This is a genomic window from Streptomyces flavochromogenes (assembly GCF_000717595.1).
Classification (GTDB): Bacteria; Actinomycetota; Actinomycetes; order Streptomycetales; family Streptomycetaceae; genus Streptomyces; species Streptomyces flavochromogenes.
On record NZ_JNZO01000020.1, the window covers coordinates 79,467 to 95,639 of the forward strand.

General features: G+C 71.8%; 18 protein-coding genes. 4 read left to right on the forward strand and 14 right to left on the reverse strand.

All coding sequences use genetic code 11. The annotated features are described in order from the left end of the window. Positions 1-112 precede the first annotated feature (112 nt). Positions 113-781 (forward strand): potassium channel family protein, encoded by a 669-nt coding sequence (locus IF00_RS0124700; protein WP_030321520.1) that lies wholly within the window; start codon positions 113-115, stop codon positions 779-781. Beyond that, complete coding sequence (locus tag IF00_RS0124705; RefSeq protein ID WP_030321521.1) at positions 781-1,458, forward strand: potassium channel family protein; 678 nt, start codon at positions 781-783, stop codon at positions 1,456-1,458. Before IF00_RS0124700 ends, IF00_RS0124705 begins: the two co-directional genes overlap by 1 nt. 88 nt (positions 1,459-1,546) lie before the next feature. Here IF00_RS0124705 and IF00_RS0124710 read toward each other — a convergent pair whose 3' ends face one another. From IF00_RS0124710 to IF00_RS0124745, 8 genes are all read right to left on the reverse strand, one after another. Further along, complete coding sequence (locus IF00_RS0124710) at positions 1,547-2,287, reverse strand: DUF3159 domain-containing protein (RefSeq protein ID WP_030321522.1); 741 nt, start codon at positions 2,285-2,287, stop codon at positions 1,547-1,549. A 3-nt stretch (positions 2,288-2,290) separates the two neighbouring features. Further along, positions 2,291-2,689 carry an OB-fold nucleic acid binding domain-containing protein gene (locus IF00_RS0124715; protein WP_073906407.1) on the reverse strand — a complete coding sequence of 133 codons (399 nt, stop codon included), beginning with the start codon at positions 2,687-2,689 and terminating at the stop codon, positions 2,291-2,293. Between the two features lie 57 nt (positions 2,690-2,746). Continuing rightward, positions 2,747-3,433: a response regulator gene (locus tag IF00_RS0124720; protein WP_030321525.1), complete on the reverse strand. Its 687-nt coding sequence runs from the start codon at positions 3,431-3,433 to the stop codon at positions 2,747-2,749. 167 nt (positions 3,434-3,600) lie between these two features. Then, a complete protein-coding gene (locus IF00_RS0124725) occupies positions 3,601-6,147 on the reverse strand; it encodes a sensor histidine kinase (protein WP_030321528.1) in 2,547 nt (848 codons plus the stop codon). A 121-nt stretch (positions 6,148-6,268) separates the two neighbouring features. After that, positions 6,269-7,021 (reverse strand): ABC transporter ATP-binding protein, encoded by a 753-nt coding sequence (locus IF00_RS0124730; protein WP_030321529.1) that lies wholly within the window; start codon positions 7,019-7,021, stop codon positions 6,269-6,271. Positions 7,022-7,257: 236 nt separating this feature from the next. Then, entirely contained in the window at positions 7,258-8,022 is a 765-nt protein-coding gene (locus tag IF00_RS0124735; RefSeq protein WP_030321532.1) for a DUF3710 domain-containing protein, read from the reverse strand. A gap of 1 nt (position 8,023) precedes the next feature. Next, a complete protein-coding gene (gene dut / locus IF00_RS0124740) occupies positions 8,024-8,536 on the reverse strand; it encodes a dUTP diphosphatase (protein WP_030321535.1) in 513 nt (170 codons plus the stop codon). Then, positions 8,536-9,120 carry a PaaI family thioesterase gene (locus IF00_RS0124745; RefSeq protein ID WP_030321537.1) on the reverse strand — a complete coding sequence of 195 codons (585 nt, stop codon included), beginning with the start codon at positions 9,118-9,120 and terminating at the stop codon, positions 8,536-8,538. The genes dut and IF00_RS0124745 overlap by 1 nt, the downstream gene beginning before the upstream one ends. Positions 9,121-9,178: 58 nt before the next feature. Here IF00_RS0124745 and IF00_RS0124750 point away from each other — a divergent pair, with 58 nt between their 5' ends. Continuing rightward, positions 9,179-9,682: a DUF3093 domain-containing protein gene (locus IF00_RS0124750; RefSeq protein WP_030321540.1), complete on the forward strand. Its 504-nt coding sequence runs from the start codon at positions 9,179-9,181 to the stop codon at positions 9,680-9,682. Positions 9,683-9,700: 18 nt separating this feature from the next. Here the strand turns inward: IF00_RS0124750 and IF00_RS0124755 are convergent, their stop codons facing one another. The 4 genes from IF00_RS0124755 to IF00_RS0124770 all read right to left on the reverse strand — a co-directional run bounded on the left by IF00_RS0124755 (position 9,701) and on the right by IF00_RS0124770 (position 13,364). After that, positions 9,701-10,762: a hypothetical protein gene (locus tag IF00_RS0124755; protein ID WP_030321541.1), complete on the reverse strand. Its 1,062-nt coding sequence runs from the start codon at positions 10,760-10,762 to the stop codon at positions 9,701-9,703. An 11-nt stretch (positions 10,763-10,773) separates the two neighbouring features. After that, positions 10,774-11,070, reverse strand: a complete 297-nt coding sequence (locus IF00_RS0124760) for a DUF4193 domain-containing protein (RefSeq protein ID WP_003955561.1) — start codon at positions 11,068-11,070, stop codon at positions 10,774-10,776. A gap of 396 nt (positions 11,071-11,466) precedes the next feature. Beyond that, positions 11,467-12,705: a sensor histidine kinase gene (locus IF00_RS0124765; protein ID WP_030321543.1), complete on the reverse strand. Its 1,239-nt coding sequence runs from the start codon at positions 12,703-12,705 to the stop codon at positions 11,467-11,469. A gap of 5 nt (positions 12,706-12,710) precedes the next feature. Continuing rightward, a complete protein-coding gene (locus IF00_RS0124770) occupies positions 12,711-13,364 on the reverse strand; it encodes a response regulator transcription factor (protein WP_030146958.1) in 654 nt (217 codons plus the stop codon). A 374-nt stretch (positions 13,365-13,738) separates the two neighbouring features. Here IF00_RS0124770 and IF00_RS46195 point away from each other — a divergent pair, with 374 nt between their 5' ends. Next, positions 13,739-13,912 carry a hypothetical protein gene (locus IF00_RS46195; RefSeq protein WP_167346881.1) on the forward strand — a complete coding sequence of 58 codons (174 nt, stop codon included), beginning with the start codon at positions 13,739-13,741 and terminating at the stop codon, positions 13,910-13,912. Between the two features lie 124 nt (positions 13,913-14,036). On the opposite strand, the gene IF00_RS0124780 is transcribed toward IF00_RS46195, so the two are convergent. Further along, positions 14,037-14,855 (reverse strand): inositol monophosphatase family protein, encoded by an 819-nt coding sequence (locus IF00_RS0124780; RefSeq protein WP_030321545.1) that lies wholly within the window; start codon positions 14,853-14,855, stop codon positions 14,037-14,039. Positions 14,856-14,903: 48 nt separating this feature from the next. After that, the gene (locus IF00_RS0124785; RefSeq protein WP_030321548.1) at positions 14,904-16,031 is read right to left on the reverse strand and encodes a ferrochelatase; all 1,128 of its coding nucleotides are present in this window, start codon (positions 16,029-16,031) and stop codon (positions 14,904-14,906) included. Positions 16,032-16,173: the final 142 nt, after the last annotated feature.

A 16,173-nucleotide genomic window follows, 5' to 3' on the forward strand; every position in this document is an offset into this window, starting at 1 on the left:
GTGACCCGGCAGGGTGTCGCCCGCCGCGACCCGGGCGCATCGGGTGAGGAAAGTTGTGAGCAGGGTGTTTTCGCAGGTCAGTAAGACGATCAGGAGTGCGGGGTAAGGGGACGTGCACATCGTCATCATGGGCTGCGGGCGAGTGGGAGCCGCTCTCGCGCAGACCCTGGAGCAGCAGGGGCACACCGTCGCGGTCGTGGACCAGGACCCGACGGCTTTCCGTCGTCTGGGGTCGGGTTTCGGCGGTCGGCGCGTCACGGGCGTGGGCTTCGACCAGGACACGCTGCGTGAGGCCGGCATCGAGGACGCGGGGGCGTTCGCCGCGGTGAGCAGCGGCGACAACTCGAACATCATCGCGGCGCGGGTCGCCCGCGAGATGTTCGGCATCGAGAACGTGGCGGCGCGGATCTACGACCCGCGGCGCGCCGAGGTCTACCAGCGCCTCGGCATCCCGACGGTCGCGACGGTCCGCTGGACCGCCGACCAGATGCTGCGGCGGCTGCTGCCCTCGGGCGCGGAACCGCTGTGGCGCGACCCGAGCGGGGGCGTGCAGCTCGCGGAGGTGCACACCTCTCCGGCCTGGATCGGCCACAAGGTGAGCCGGCTCCAGGAGGAGACCGGAGTCCGCGTCGCCTTCCTCACCCGGCTGGGCGAAGCGATTCTGCCGACCTCGCAGACGGTGCTCCAGGAAGGTGATCTGGTGCACGTGATGATGCGTACGGACGAGATCGCGAAGGTCGAGGAGGCCTTCGCCGAGGGTCCCGAGGAGGGCGGTCACTGATGCGTGTCGCTATTGCGGGCGCGGGTGCGGTGGGCCGTTCCATCGCGGGCGAGCTGCTGGAGAACGGTCACGAGGTCCTGCTGATCGACAAGGCGCCGACCGCCATCTCGGTGGAGCGGGTGCCGCAGGCGGAGTGGCTGCTCGCCGACGCCTGTGAGATCACCTCGCTCGACGAGGCGGCGCTCCAGCGCTGCAACGTGGTGATCGCGGCGACCGGCGACGACAAGGTGAACCTGGTCGTCTCGCTGCTCGCCAAGACCGAGTACGGCGTGCCGCGGGTCGTCGCCCGGGTGAACAACCCGAAGAACGAGTGGCTGTTCAACGAGGCCTGGGGCGTGGACGTGGCCGTCTCGACCCCGCGTCTCATGTCGGCCCTGGTGGAGGAGGCGGTGAGCGTCGGCGACCTCGTCCGGCTGCTGCGCTTCAGCCACGGCGACGCGAACCTGGTCGAGCTGACGCTCCCGCCGGAGTCGGCGGTCGCCGGCACTGCGGTCGGGGACGTGGCCTGGCCGCAGGACACCTCGCTGGTGACGATCATCCGCGGTTCGCGGGTGCTCACGCCGAGCGCCGAGGAGACCCTTGAGGCCGGCGACGAGCTGCTGTTCGTGGCCGCGCAGGCCCGCGAGGAGCAGCTGGAGGACCTGCTGCAGGTCCGCCGCGAGCCGACGGAGTCCTGAGCACCGGCCCGTACGCGGGCCCGAGTGGCGGGTGTACGAGGAGGGGCCCGGACCTGTTCGCCAGGTCCGGGCCCCTCCTCGTGCCGTCTCAGGCCTCCGGGTGGCTCTGCGCCGCGGCGGCGGCCGCCTTGCGCTCCTTCTCGGCGAGCTCCTCGGCCTCCATCTCGGCGAAGACGTCGATCGGCGGCGGAGCCTTCGCGAGGAACACCCAGGTGAGGTAGACCGCGAGCAGGAACGGCGGGATCTTCAGGGCGACGAGCACCCAGCCGAACTTGGTCGTGTCGGCCCACCAGTACATCGGGAAGAGGATCGCGCACTTGCCGAGCAGGATCAGGCCCCAGGCCCAGCTCGCCTTCGTGTACGCCTTCTTCCGGCCCGGGTTACGGGTCCGCCAGGAGAGGTTCTCCTTGAAGACCGGGCCCAGGATCAGGCCGATCAGCGGGACCCCGGCGAGCGCGGTGACGATGTACGCGAGGGCGAGGCCCAGGGTGTACAGCATGCCCGGCAGGTAGAAGTCCTTGGCGTTGCCCGTCATCATCGCGAAGACGACACCGAAGGCGACACCGAAGACGCCGCTGAAGGCGTGCTTCACGGTGTCCCGTCGGATGAGCCGGACGGCGACCAGGACCAGCGACACCGCGAGGGCGGCGATCGCGGAGATCTGCACGTTCTTGTTGATCGTGAAGATCGTGACGAACAGCAGGCCCGGCACGACCGTCTCGACCATGCCCCGCAGGCCGCCGAAGGCCTCGAACAGCGCGGCCTCGGTGACCTCCTTCGACGCCTGGGCGTCCTGATCCGTGGTGGTCGGCTTGTCGAGGGACGTCACCGGCTACTCCTGTCCGAGCGGTCGGAGCTCGTATTTGGGGTTGAAGAGGACCCGCCGGCCGTGGCTCATGGAGATCCGGCCGGAGGCGATCAGCTTGCGGCCCGGCTCGATGCCCACGATGGAGCGCCGGCCGAGCCACACGACGTCGAGCGGTGCGGTGCCGTCGAAGAGTTCGGCCTCCAGCGCGGGCACACCGGCGCGGGGACGCAGCGTGACCGTGCGCAAGGTACCAGTCACCTTGACTATCTGGCGGTCGGAGCAGTCGCAGATACGCGTGCACCCCGACGCCTCGGCGTCCTCCTGGAGCTCCTCCGACTCCAGGTCCTCCGGCGAGGAGGAGAGCCGGTCGAGCATCCGGCGGAACCTACCGGCCGGCTTCTCTGTACGTGGTGCAGCACTCATACAGAAAGCGTACCGGCCACCGCCCTCACCGGGACCTGACCCCGAACGGCCGCCGGTTCAGCGTTCGAAGCGGTAGCCCATGCCCGGTTCGGTGACGAAATGCCGCGGGTGGGAGGGATCGCTCTCCAGCTTGCGGCGGAGCTGCGCCATGTACACCCGGAGGTAATTGGTCTCCGTGCCGTACGAGGGCCCCCAGACCTCCTGGAGCAGCTGCTTCTGGCTGACCAGCCGGCCGCTGTTGCGGACCAGGACTTCGAGCAGGTGCCACTCGGTGGGGGTGAGCCGGACGTCCCGGCCGTCGCGGTGGACCTTCTTCGCCGCGAGGTCGACGGTGAAGCCCTCGGTCTCGACGACCACGACCCCGTCCTCGGCGCCGCCGACGGGCTCGGCGCGGCGGACGGCGGCGCGCAGCCGGGCGAGCAGCTCGTCCATGCCGAAGGGCTTGGTGACGTAGTCGTCGGCGCCGGCGTCGAGCGCCTCGACCTTCTCGTCGGAGGTCTGCCGGGCCGAGAGGACCAGGATCGGCACCCGGGTCCAGCCGCGCAGGCCCTTGATGACCTCGACGCCGTCCATGTCGGGGAGACCGAGGTCGAGCACGACGACGTCGGGGTGGCGTTCGGCGGCGAGCCGGAGGGCGGTGGCACCGTCGTGCGCGGCGTCGACCTCGTACTTCCGTGCCTTGAGGTTGATCACCAGGGCACGGACGATCTGCGGCTCGTCGTCGACCACGAGAACCCGGGTCATGGAGGGGGACCTTCCTTCTTCGGTCGCCCGTGCGGGCGGGAGCAAGACAGTACGGGAGCGGAGGGGGCGGCGCGCGGGGTACGGGAACGAACCGGGACGCCCTTCGGGACGGAGTCGGGTGGCGCGCCTCGGGGCGGGGGCGGGTGGTGCGCCTCGGGGCGGCCGGTTCAGGTCACGGCGTGCGCCGGGAGGTCGGGGGCCGATGCCGGCGGTCCGCCCCGCGCGGCCCTGAGGGTGAGCACCATGGTCAGGCCGCCGCCCGGGGTGTCCTCGGCGCCGAGCGTCCCGCCCATGGCCTCGACGAAGCCGCGGGCGACCGCGAGGCCCAGGCCGACGCCGGAGCCGCGCGGGGCGTCGCCGAAGCGCTGGAAGGGCTCGAAGATGCCGTCCTTGGCCTCGTCGGGGACACCGGGGCCGCGGTCCACGACCCGGAGCTCGACGCGGTCGCCGAGGGTGCTGGCGGCGACGGCCACGGGTATGCCCCCGGGGCTGTACTTGACGGCGTTCTCGACGATGTTGGCGACGGCCCGCTCCAGGAGGCCCTTGTCGACCTCGACCATGGGCAGTGTCTCGGGGATGTCGAGCTCGGCGCTTCCGTCGGGCACTCCCCCGAGCGCCATCGGGACGACCTCGTCGAGGTCGACGGTACGGATCAGCGGGGTGACGGTGCCGGTCTGGAGGCGGGACATGTCGAGGAGGTTGCCCACCAGGTGGTCGAGGCGGTCGGCGCCGGCCTCGATGCCCTCCAGGAGTTCGGCGCGGTCCTGTTCGGACCATTCGACGTCGTCGGAGCGGAGGGAGGAGACGGAGGCCTTGATGCCGGCGAGGGGGGTCCGCAGGTCGTGGCTGACGGCGGCGAGCAGGGAGGTGCGGATCTTGTTGCCCTCGGCCTGCTTACGGGCCTCCTCCGCCTCGCCCACGAGCCGCTGGCGGTCGAGGACGACCGCGGCCTGGGCGGCGAAGGCGCCGAGGACGCGCCGGTCCTCGGCGGGCAGCACCCGGCCGGACAGGGCGAGGGCCAGGTGGTCGCCGACCGGCATGTCCACGTCCGCGTCCTCGGGCCGGGCCGCCGGGTGGGGGCCGACGCTGGCGGCCCGTGTCCAGGGCTCGACGTCGTCCACCCGCTCCAGGAGGGCGACGGATTCCATGGAGAAGGTCTCGCGGACCCGTTCGAGGAGGGCGTCGAGGCTGGTCTCGCCGCGCAGCACGCTGCCGGCGAGATAGGAGAGCACCTCGGACTCGGCGCGCAGCCGGGCGGCCTGGTGGGTGCGCCGGGCGGCCAGGTCGACCACGGAGGCGACCGACATGGCGACGCCGAGGAAGACGGCGATGGCCACGATGTTCTTGGGGTCGGCGATGGTGAGCCGGTGGACGGGCGGGGTGAAGAACCAGTTGAGGAGGAGGGAGCCGGCCGCGGCGGAGGCGAGCGCCGGCAGGAATCCGCCGAGCAGGGCCGCCGCGACAGTGAGGGCCAGGAAGAGCAGCATGTCGTTGGCGAGACCGAGGTCGGCGTCGACATGGGTGAGGAGCAGGGCGAGGAGGACGGGTCCGGCGACGCCGACCGCCCAGCCGCCGATGATCCGGGAGCGGCCGAGGCGGGCACCCCGGGCGACCGGGAGGCCACGGCCTTTGGCGACCTCGCCGTGGGTGACGATGTGGACGTCGAGGTCGGGCCCGGACTCCCGGGCCACGGTCTGGCCGACACCGGGGCCGAGCATGTACTGCCAGGTGCGGCGGCGGCTGGAGCCGAGGACGATCTGCGTGGCGTTGACCCCGCGGGCGAACTCCAGGAGTGCGGAGGGGATGTCGTCGCCGATGACATGGTGGAACGTTCCGCCCAGGTCCTCGACCAGGGTGCGCTGGACGGCCAGCTCCTTGGGCGAGGCGGCCGTGAGGCCGTCGCTGCGGGCGATGTAGACGGCGAGGACCTCGCCTCCCGCGCCCTTCTCGGCCAGCCGGGTGGCGCGCCGTATGAGGGTGCGGCCCTCGGGACCGCCGGTCAGGCCGACGACGATGCGCTCACGGGCCTGCCAGGTGGAGCGGATGTTGTGCTCGCCCCGGTACTGCTGGAGGTACTCGTCGACCCGGTCGGCGGTCCAGAGCAGCGCCAGCTCGCGCAGGGCGGTGAGGTTGCCGGGGCGGAAGTAGTTGGAGAGGGCCGCGTCGACCTTGTCCGAGGTGTAGACGTTGCCGTGGGCCATCCGGCGGCGCAGGGCCTCCGGCGACATGTCGACCAGCTCGATCTGGTCGGCCCGGCGCACCACCTCGTCGGGGACGGTCTCCCGCTGCCGTACGCCGGTGATCGCCTCGACCACGTCGCCCAGCGACTCCAGGTGCTGGATGTTGACGGTCGATATGACGTCGATGCCGGCCGCGAGCAGCTCGGCGACGTCCTGCCACCGCTTGCGATTGCGGGAGCCGGGCACGTTCGTGTGGGCGAGCTCGTCGACGAGCGCGACGGCGGGACGCCGCTCCAGGACGGCGTCGATGTCCATCTCGGTGAAGGCGGTCCCCCGGTACTCCAGGGTGCGGCGCGGCACCTGCTCCAGGCCGTGCAGCATGACCTCGGTGCGCGGCCGTCCGTGATGCTCCACGAACGCCACGACGCAGTCCGTGCCGCGCTCCACCCGCCGGTGCCCCTCGGAGAGCATGGCGTAGGTCTTGCCGACGCCCGGCGCAGCGCCGAGGTATATCCGAAGCTTGCCGCGTCCCATGGCACGACCATACGTCCAGCCAATCGGACATTCCGTACGCGGGGAGGGGGCCGGAGCGGTCTTGACGTGTTTCTGATGTCGGACCGCACCGGCCGCCGCGGCAGGGACCGGCCGTGCCGCGTCAGTGCTCGATGATCTCGCCGTCGCTGAGTTCGAGAACCCGGTCCGCCAGGCCAAGGAGCTGCGGGTCGTGGGTGGCGACCAGGGCCGTACAGCCCTCGCTGCGCACCACCGCGCGCAGCAGCTGCATGACGGCGAGGCCGGTCTCCTGGTCCAGCTGTCCGGTCGGTTCGTCGGCTATGAGCAGCGCCGGCTTGTTGGCGAGGGCGCGGGCGATGGCGACGCGCTGCTGCTGCCCGCCGGAGAGCTCGCCGGGCCGCTGGTTCGCGTGGTCGGCGAGGCCCACCAGGCCGAGGAGCAGGGCCACCCGCTCCTCGCGCTCCTTCGGGTCCGCCTTGCGCAGCCGCATGGGTACGCCCACGTTCTCGGCGGCGGAGAGGATCGGGAGCAGCCCGAAGGACTGGAAGATGAAGCCGATCCGGTCGCGGCGCAGCTCCAGGAGTCCGTTCTCGCCGAGGGTGGCGAGGTCGACGCCGTCGATGACGATCGACCCGCCGTCCGCGCTGTCGAGGCCGCCGACCAGGTTGAGCAGCGTCGTCTTGCCGGAGCCGGAGCGGCCCTTGAGCGCGACGAGCTCGCCGCGCGGGATGTCGAAGGAGACCCCGCGCAGGGCGTGGACGGCTGCTTCCCCGGTGCCGTACGAACGGCGCAGGTTCTCCACGCGGACCATCGGCAGGCCGGCCGGGTCCTCGGCGACGGCCGTCGCGGACCGCGTGCTGCTCTCACTCACCCTGTGCTCCCCCTCCTCGAACATGTGCCCGCCAGTATGGTCCGCGGCCGGGTCCCAGGGCCAGGGCCCGTGGGCGGAACCTGTGGAAAACGACCGATGGGCCGCTTCCCGTACGTGTCGTACGGAAAGCGGCCCATCGGCCCTGGCGAGTGCGCGGCGTGCCCTGAGGCCCACCGGTCCTACGAGGTGTTCCTGCGATCAGGCCGCACACCCCGGAGCAGGGTGTCCCGGCGATCAGGCCGTACACCCCCGAGCGCGTACTAGCGGATCTCGGAGATCTCCGGACCGCGCTGGAGCTGACCCATGCCGCCGGAGAAGCGGGAGCTCTCCTGCTCCTCCTGCTGCACGCCGTCCGGCACCATCTGCGCGTCGTTCGGCAGCTTGAGGACGATCGGGTCGCGCGGGGCCATCGGGCCGTCGCCGCGGACGACCACGGTGTCCCGGACGATCTGCTCCAGGAGACCGGCCGCCTCGGGCTGGACCGCACCCTGCCCGGAGATCACTCCGCGCAGGAACCAGCGGGGTCCGTCGACACCCACGAAGCGGACCAGCTGCACACCGCGGTTGCCGTCCGGCAGCTGGACGGGGACCTGCGCGCGCAGCTCCCAGCCAAGCGGACCCTCGACCTCGTCGATGACCCCGCCCTGCTGGACGATGCCCGTGGCGATCTCGTCGCGGACCTCGCCCCAGATGCCCTCGTTCTTGGGGGCGGCGAAGGCCTGCAGCTGCACGGCGCTGTCACGCAGGACGACGGTGGCCGCGACGATCGCGTCGCCCGCCACCTCCACCCGCAGCTCCATGCCCTCGACCCCGGGGACGAAGACGCCGCCCAGGTCGACACGGCCGTCCTCGGGCTTGCCGACCTCGGAGATGTCCCAGGGTCCGTCGGGCCGGGGCGCCGGCGGAAGGTTCACACGGCGCGGGGCCGCGTCGTCCGCGTCCTCGCCGTCCACCGCGTCGACGACCTGCTCGGCCTCGCCCGCCGCGTCCTCTGCGGCACCGCTCTTCTTGCGACGTCCGAACACGTCACTGTCCTTCCCGGTCGGATACGACCGAAGCGTATCGATTCCCACCCGTTGTGCCGTCCACGGCGGCATGACCGCCGGTGGACCCGAAGCCCCCCTCGGCCCGCGCCGAGCCGGGAAGCTCCGCCACCTCGTGGAAGCGCACCTTCTCGACCTGTTGGACGACAAGTTGGGCAATCCGATCGAATCGTTCGAACCGCACACTCTCGCGCGGGTCGAGATTGACCACGATCACCTTGATCTCTCCACGGTACCCGGCATCCACCGTCCCCGGGGCATTCACGAGCGCCACTCCGCAGCGGGCGGCGAGTCCGGAGCGCGGGTGCACGAAGGCCGCGTACCCGTCCGGGAGCGCGATGGAGATCCCGGTGGGCAGCACGGCGCGCTCCCCGGGGGCCAGCACGACGGCCTCCGTGGTGACCAGGTCCGCCCCGGCGTCACCGGGGTGGCCGTAGGCCGGGATCGGCACGTCCGGGTCCACACGCCGGATCAGTACGTCGACAGGGTTGCTCATCAGGGGTTCACCTCGAAGGCGCGGGCGCGCCGGACCTGGTCGGGGTCGGACATGGCGGCCTGGATCTCCTCCGGGCGGCCGTTGTCGATGAAGTGGTCGACCTTGACCTCTATGAAGAGTGCCTCGGCGCGGACGGCGACGGGGCCCTCGGGCCCGCCGATCCGGCCGACGGCGGTCGAGAAGATCTTGCGGCCGCGCACGGCGGTCACCGCGGCCTCCAGGTGGAGCACGGTGCCCACCGGGACGGGCCGGACGAAGTCGGTCTCGAGCCGTCCGGTCACGGCGATGACCCGCAGCAGCCAGTTCAGGGAGCCGAGGGTCTCGTCGAGCGCGGTGGCGAGCACGCCGCCGTGCGCGAGGCCGGGGGCGCCCTGGTGGTCGGGGGTCACCGTGAACTCGGCGGTGACGGTCACGCCCTCACCCGCGCGCGCCTCCAGGTGGAGGCCGTGGGGCTGCCCGCCGCCGCACCCGAAGCAGTACTCGTAGTGCGAACCGAGCAGCTCGCCGGGGGCCGGCGCGTCGGGGTGGCGTACCGGCGGTATGGCGTCGGCCGGCGGGGTGAGGGCGGCAGATGTTCCAGTCACAGCCGCAGACCTTACCCGCGCGGATGGGCGCAGGTCGCGCCGTGCCAAGCTTGGACGCATGCAGCCTTCCGCATCGTCCCCCGCCCCCTCCCCCGCCCCCTCCGCCGCACCGCTCTTCGACGAGCGGCTGACGGCGCCCCGCTCCTGGTGGTTCATCGCGGGTCTGCTCGGTCTCTCCGGCGGCCTGATCATGGTCCCGCTGGGTACGGTCCCGATGCTGGGCGGTCTGATCGTGGTGGCGGTGCTCGCCGGTGCGGCGGTGTCCTCGTACGGCTCCGCCCGGATCCGGGTGGTGGCCGGTTCGCTCGTGGCGGGCGACGCGCGGATCCCGGTCTCGGCGCTGGGCGAGGCCGAGGCGCTCGACGCGGAGGAGGCGCGCGCGTGGCGCACGTACAAGGCCGACCCGCGCGCGTTCATGCTGATGCGCGGCTATGTGACCCGGGCGGTGCGCGTCGAGGTGACGGACCCGTCGGACCCGACGCCGTACGTGTACCTCTCCAGCCGTGAGCCGGAGGCGCTGGTGGCGGCCCTGGACGCCGTCCGTGCGGACGCCCAGGACTGAGCGGGCCGAGGAGGCCGGCTAGAACCCGAGTTCCTTCGGGTTCTCCGGCTGTTCCAGCGGGGGCAGCTCCCGGAGGGAGTCCCAGGGGACCTGGCGGTTGCGCAGGTCCTTGCGGATGTGGCCCGCGAGCTTCTTGGTGTCGCGGCGGTTCATGACCGCGCCGACCGCCGCGCCGACCATGAAGGGCGTGAGGTTCGGCAGGTTGCGCACCATGCGCTTCATGATCTGCTGGCGCAGCTCGCGCTTGAGCTGTCCGCCGAGCGCCGCGTTGACGGTGGTGGGCTTGGTGGGGTCGATGCCCCGCTCCTCGGCCCAGGAGGTCAGATAGGCCGCCGAACGCTGGGTGAGCCGGCCGGGGGGCCGCAGCCCGTAGACCTCGTGCAGTTCGGCGATGAGTTTGAGTTCCACGGCGGCGACGCCGGTGATCTCGGCCGCGAGCTCCGCCGGCATGGCCGGGGGTACGGGGAGCATGGCGGCGGCACCGATGCTGGCACCCACGGTCGAGCTCGCGTTCGCCGCACCCGCGACGAGCTTGTCGGCGAGCTCCTCGGGGCCGAGCCCGGGAAACTGCTTGCGCAGGGTCGCCAGATCGCGGACGGGGATCCGCGGGGCGAGGTCGATCAACCGGTCGGCCAGATGGCCGATGCCGGCCTTGGCGCTGTCTCCGCCGCGCTTCACGCCCTGGCGGACGCCCTGCGCGACGCCGCGCCGGACGGCGTCGATCCGGTCGGAGTCGATCTTGATCCTGTCGAGCTGGGCGCGCGCGGGATTGGCGAGCCGCTTGACGGCGCCGAAGCGCCCGTCCCGCTGTGTCTCGTCGTTCCCCGCTTCGTCCAGCGCGTCGCTCCGTCCCGCTTCCCGCACCACCGGCAGCTGCGCCGGGTCCGGCTCGGTGACGGCCTCGAGCGAGGCCGGGAGGCCTCGCTCGTCGTCACGTACGCCGAGGGAGGGCGGGGAGGCGGCGTGCTCGGCTTCAGGGGCCTCCTGGGCACCCTCTGCCGGGCCCGAGCCGCCCTTGTACGTCTTCGGGCTCCCAGGGAGCCTCAGACGCCGCTTCCGGGACGGTGTGTCGCCTGCCACGACCGAGGGTCTCAGTCGCAGTCGCGGCAGATGGGCTGGCCGTTCTTCTCCCTGGCCAGCTGGCTGCGGTGGTGCACGAGGAAGCAGCTCATGCAGGTGAACTCATCGGCCTGCTTGGGCAGGACCCGGACGGCCAGCTCCTCGTTCGAGAGGTCGGCGCCGGGAAGCTCCAGGCCTTCGGCGGCCTCGAACTCGTCGACGTCGACGGTCGAGGTCGACTTGTCGTTCCGGCGGGCCTTCAGTTCCTCAAGGCTGTCCGAATCGACGTCGTCGTCGGTCTTGCGTGGGGTGTCGTAGTCCGTTGCCATGTCGCTCTCCCCCTCTGGGTGGTTGCGGTGTCTCCAGCGCACGTAACGCGTGAGAGGTCGGACTTGTGCCCGACCTGAGGCGGAGATTTTGCCTCACATCAAGGTCTGTTACTCAATCGACACCCGTTCCGTCCTCTCGCGAGTGATCGGCTTCGGGTGGCGAACCGGACCGTACACGGTCCGACGGGCGCCCCTTGCAGGCGCCACCCCGTGTACTTCCCGTCAATCCACGCCCGGGAAACCCGGACTTTTCCGGGTTTTCACGGGGATTTCTCCGTTACGGAGAGTGGATGTCCGGACACCCTCTCCTGTGATCGATCACACATGAGCGTCTCAGAATCGGGCCCACGGAATTCCGCGCAAAGCGAACGGAACCGGGTCGGCTCGTGCAGTGTGTCAGATCGGCAGAGTGACGCGCATCACGAGACCGCCTCCTTCGCGGGGCTCCGCGATGATACGGCCGCCGTGGGCACGGGCCACGGACCGCGCGATCGACAGGCCGAGGCCGACGCCCTTGTCGCTGCCGGTCCGCTCCTGCCGGAGCCGCCGGAACGGCTCGAAAAGGTTGTCGATCTCGTACGCGGGGACCACGGGACCCGTGTTCGAGACGGTCAGGATCGCCTGGCCGTGCTCGGTCTCGGTCGTCACCTCCACCCAGCCTCCCTCCGCCACGTTGTACCGGACGGCGTTCTGGAGCAGGTTCAGCGTGATCCGCTCCAGCAGGACGCCGTTGCCCTGGACGACCGCCGGCGCGCGCTCGCCCCGGATCTCGACGCCCTTGGCCTCCGCCTCGGCGTGGACCTGGTCGACGCCCCGCTCGGCGACCTCGGCGAGGTCGACGGACTTGCGCTCGATGATCTGGTTGTCGCTCCGGGCGAGCAGCAGCAGACCCTCGACGAGCTGCTCGCTGCGTTCGTTGGTGGCCAGCAGCGTCTTGCCGAGCTGCTGGAGTTCCACCGGCGCGCCCGGGTCGGAGAGGTGCACCTCCAGGAGGGTGCGGTTGATCGCGAGCGGGGTCCGCAGCTCGTGCGAGGCGTTCGCGACGAACCGCTGCTGGGCGGTGAAGGCCCGCTCCAGGCGCTCCAGCATCTCGTCGAAGGTGTCGGCGAGCTCCTTGAGCTCGTCGTCGGGGCCGTCCAGCTCGATCCGCCGGGACAGATCGGAGCCGGCCACCTGGCGGGCGGTCCGGGTGATCCGGCCGAGCGGCGAGAGCACCCGTCCCGCCATGGCGTAGCCGAAGGCGAAGGCGATGATGCTCAGTCCGAGCAGGGCGAAGAGCGAACGGCGCAGGAGGTCCTCCAGGGCCCGGTCGCTCTGGTACCGGAGGCAGACGGAGACCGCCTGGTTGAGCTGCTCCCCGGTGCCCTGCGCGGGCAGATCGCACCACGAGGTGGTGGGCTGGACCTCGCCCCGGACGACCTTGAAGGGCAGTTCGGAGACGCTGTGGGTGAGCGCCTGCGCGGTGAACAGGTAGATGATCGAGAGCAGCAGGATGCCCGCGATCAGGAACATCCCGCCGTACAGCAGCGTGAGACGTATCCGGATGGTCGGGCGCAGCAGGGGCCTGACCGGGTCCCTGGGGTCCCAGGCGGGCTTCGGGGGCGCGTGGGGGTGAGGCACTGCGGTGGCGGGCATCGCGTTCAGATCCGGTACCCGGAGCCGGGGACCGTCACGATGACGGGCGGCTCGCCGAGCTTGCGTCGCAGGGTCATGACGGTGACGCGGACGACGTTGGTGAACGGGTCGGTGTTCTCGTCCCAGGCCTTCTCCAGAAGCTGCTCGGCCGAGACGACGGCGCCCTCGCTGCGCATGAGGACCTCCAGGACGGCGAACTCCTTCGGCGCGAGCTGGACCTCCTTGCCCTCGCGGAAGACCTCGCGGCGGTTCGGGTCGAGCTTGATGCCGGCGCGCTCCAGGACGGGCGGGAGCGGCACGCTGGTCCGCCGGCCGAGGGCGCGCACGCGCGCGGTGAGCTCGGTGAAGGCGAAGGGCTTGGGCAGGTAGTCGTCCGCGCCGAGCTCGAGGCCCTCGACCCGGTCACTGACGTCGCCGGAGGCGGTGAGCATCAGCACGCGAGTGGGCATGCCCAGCTCCACGATCTTGCGGCAGACGTCGTCACCGTGGACGAGGGGAAGGTCGCGGTCGAGGACGACGACGTCGTAGTCGTTCACCCCGACGCGCTCCAGGGCCGCGGCGCCGTCGTACACGACGTCGACGGCCATGGCCTCCCGGCGCAGTCCGGTGGCCACCGCATCGGCGAGCAGCTGCTCGTCCTCGACGACGAGTACGCGCACGTCGTACATCCTTCCCGTTGAGCTGTGGTCCTGAGGCGGACCGGCTGAAAACCAGAGCACTGACTGTGCGTGTCCATCCTGCCCCGTACGCGCGTAAACCGGCTGTAAGGCGGCGGTGCGGGGGCTCCGGGCGGGCGGGGGGTCCGCGATCGCGCGAGACGGGGCGCGGGGCCGGATCGAAGAATTCACCGGATTCTCGGGCCAGTTGAGGTTTCTCTGAGGAAGGGGCTGGGGAAGACGACTGCACACCCCGTGATCACGCCCTGTATGTGGCGCGCCACCTACCGCTCTCTGTCCCCCAGAGACCGCAGTGTGTGATCCACCCACCCTCGGCACACCCCCGTGCCACCGGACCCATGACGAGGGGGCGCACGATGGACGCTTTCACCGCAGGCCTGCTGCACCGCATCAGGACCACGCAGACGGACCTCACGCGGGCTCGTGAGACGGGCGACGACTACCTGGCGGAGGTGGAGCAGGCGGAGCTCGAGGACCTGCACCGGCTGGCCGCCGAGCACGGCGTGGAGGTAGCCGTGCCGGGCGTCTGACCCGACCGACCCGCTGTCCGACCCGACCCCGACCGACCCGCAGCCCAGCCCGTTCCACCGATCCGACCCGTACACACGTGAGGGCCCCGGCGCCGTTCCCGGCACCGGGGCCCTCACGCGTCCGTCAGTCGTGCCAGGCGCCCAGGTCCTCCAGGATCTCCTGGAGGGGCTCGAAGAGGCCCGGAGACGCCGCCAGGGCCAGTTCGCCGGACTCCGGCTCCCCGGGGCGCCCACCGGTCAGCGCGCCCGCCTCGCGGGCGATCAGGGCGCCGGCGGCGAGGTCCCAGGGGTTGAGGCCCCGCTCGTAGTAGGCGTCCAGGCGGCCGGCGGCCACGTCGCAGAGGTCGATCGCGGCCGAGCCGCCGCGCCGGATGTCGCGTACGCGCGGGATCACCCGCTGGGCGACGTCCGCCTGGTGGGCCCGCCGGGCCTGGATGTACCCGAAGCCGGTGCCGAGGAGGGCCTGGTCGAGCGGGGGCGAGGGACGGACGGCGAGGCGCCGCTCGTCCGCCCGGGCGCGGCCGTCCGCGTAGGCGCCGCCGCCGAGGACCGCCCGGTAGGTCTCGCCGCGCATCGGGGCCTCGACGACGCCGACCACGGTCTCGCCGTCCCGTTCGGCCGCGATCGAGACCGCCCAGGTGGGCAGTCCGTAGAGGTAGTTCACGGTGCCGTCGAGCGGGTCGATCACCCAGCGGACCCCGCTGGTGCCGGGGCTCGACGCGCCCTCCTCGCCGAGGAGACCGTCCTGTGGGCGGTGGTCGGCGAGGAAGCCGGTGATCAGCTTCTCGGCGGCGATGTCCATCTCGGTGACGACGTCGATGGGGCTCGTCTTGGTCTGCGCCACGGCCAGGTCGTCCGGCCTGCCGTCGCGCAGCAGCGCTCCGGCCCGCCGTGCGGCCTCCACGGCGAGGTCGAGCAGTTCGGTGAGCAGCGGGTCGGTCACGTCGGTCCTTTCGGTCACGTCGTCGGCCATCTCGGTCGCGGGAGTCTCTTACGCGTACGGGCTGTCGGCGCCGGCCGCCGCCGGGCGCTCCGCCCTGGCCGGGCAGCAACCGATCGGGCACAGGTCGTGGGAGGGGCCAAGGGCGCCCAGCGCGCACCGCTCGGCCCGTGCGCCCCGCTCGTGTGCGGCCCGTTCCAGGAGGAGTTCACGGACGGCGGCCGCGAAGCGCGGGTCGGCGCCGACGGTGGCCGAGCGCCGGACGGGCAGGCCGAGTTCGGCGGCCTTGGCGGTGGCCTCGGTGTCAAGGTCGTAGAGGACCTCCATGTGGTCGGAGACGAAGCCGATGGGGACCATGACGGCCGCGGGCGCCCCGGCCACGTGCAGCGCCTCCAGGTGGTCGCAGATGTCGGGCTCCAGCCACGGGATGTGGGGGGCTCCGCTGCGGGACTGGTAGACGAGCTCCCAGGGGTGGTCGTTCCCGGTCCGCTCGCGGACGGCGTCGGCGATCACCCGGGCGACGTCGAGGTGCTGGCGGACGTAGGACCCGCCGTCGCCGTGCTCGGTGACCGGCCCCGAGGAGTCGGCGGCGGAGTCGGGGATGGAGTGGGTGGTGAAGGCGAGGTGGGCCCCGGCGCGGAGGGCCGGGTCGAGTTCGGCGAGGGAGGCGAGGACGCCCTCGATCATGGGCTCGACGAAGCCGGGGTGGTTGAAGTAGTGCCGGAGCTTGTCGACGCGGGGCAGCGGGAGCCCCTCCGCTTCGAGGGTGGCGAGCGCGTCGGCGAGGTTCTCGCGGTACTGCCGGCAGCCGGAGTAAGAGGCGTACGCGCTGGTCGTGAGGACGGCGATATGGCGTCGGCCGTCGGTGACCATCTCGCGGAGGGTGTCGGTGAGGTACGGGGCCCAGTTCCGGTTTCCCCAGTGGACGGGAATCCCCAGGCCGGCGGCGGCGAAGTCCGTCCGCAGCGCGTCGAGGAGCGCGCGGTTCTGGTCGTTGATCGGGGAGACGCCGCCGAAGAGGAAGTAGTGCTGCCCCACTTCCTTGAGCCGTTCCTTCGGGATGCCGCGGCCGCGCGTCACGTTCTCCAGGAACGGGACCACGTCGTCCGGGCCCTCGGGGCCGCCGAACGAGAGCAGCAGCAGGGCGTCGTACGGGGCGGGATCGTGCTGATCGGACATGGCACCGATCCTCCCACCCGCCCCCGGCACGGAACGGCGCGGCCCGTCCGAGGCGCTCGACCGGAGGTCACGTCCGGCGGCCACGGGCGGTGGTCACGGGCAGCGGGTCCCGTCCGGCGGTCACGTCCCGGCGCCGGTCCGA

Bases quoted from the DNA above. Each gene is read 5' to 3' on its own strand.
- IF00_RS0124705 (WP_030321521.1), top strand. From the start codon at position 781: ATGCGTGTCGCTATTGCGGGCGCGGGTGCGGTGGGCCGTTCCATCGCG.
- IF00_RS0124715 (WP_073906407.1), bottom strand. From the start codon at position 2,689: ATGAGTGCTGCACCACGTACAGAGAAGCCGGCCGGTAGGTTCCGCCGG.
- IF00_RS0124720 (WP_030321525.1), bottom strand. From the start codon at position 3,433: ATGACCCGGGTTCTCGTGGTCGACGACGAGCCGCAGATCGTCCGTGCC.
- IF00_RS0124725 (WP_030321528.1), bottom strand. From the start codon at position 6,147: ATGGGACGCGGCAAGCTTCGGATATACCTCGGCGCTGCGCCGGGCGTC.
- IF00_RS0124730 (WP_030321529.1), bottom strand. From the start codon at position 7,021: ATGTTCGAGGAGGGGGAGCACAGGGTGAGTGAGAGCAGCACGCGGTCC.
- dut (WP_030321535.1), bottom strand. From the start codon at position 8,536: ATGAGCAACCCTGTCGACGTACTGATCCGGCGTGTGGACCCGGACGTG.
- IF00_RS0124750 (WP_030321540.1), top strand. From the start codon at position 9,179: ATGCAGCCTTCCGCATCGTCCCCCGCCCCCTCCCCCGCCCCCTCCGCC.
- IF00_RS0124760 (WP_003955561.1), bottom strand. From the start codon at position 11,070: ATGGCAACGGACTACGACACCCCACGCAAGACCGACGACGACGTCGAT.
- IF00_RS0124765 (WP_030321543.1), bottom strand. From the start codon at position 12,705: ATGCCCGCCACCGCAGTGCCTCACCCCCACGCGCCCCCGAAGCCCGCC.
- IF00_RS46195 (WP_167346881.1), top strand. From the start codon at position 13,739: ATGGACGCTTTCACCGCAGGCCTGCTGCACCGCATCAGGACCACGCAG.
- IF00_RS0124785 (WP_030321548.1), bottom strand. From the start codon at position 16,031: ATGTCCGATCAGCACGATCCCGCCCCGTACGACGCCCTGCTGCTGCTC.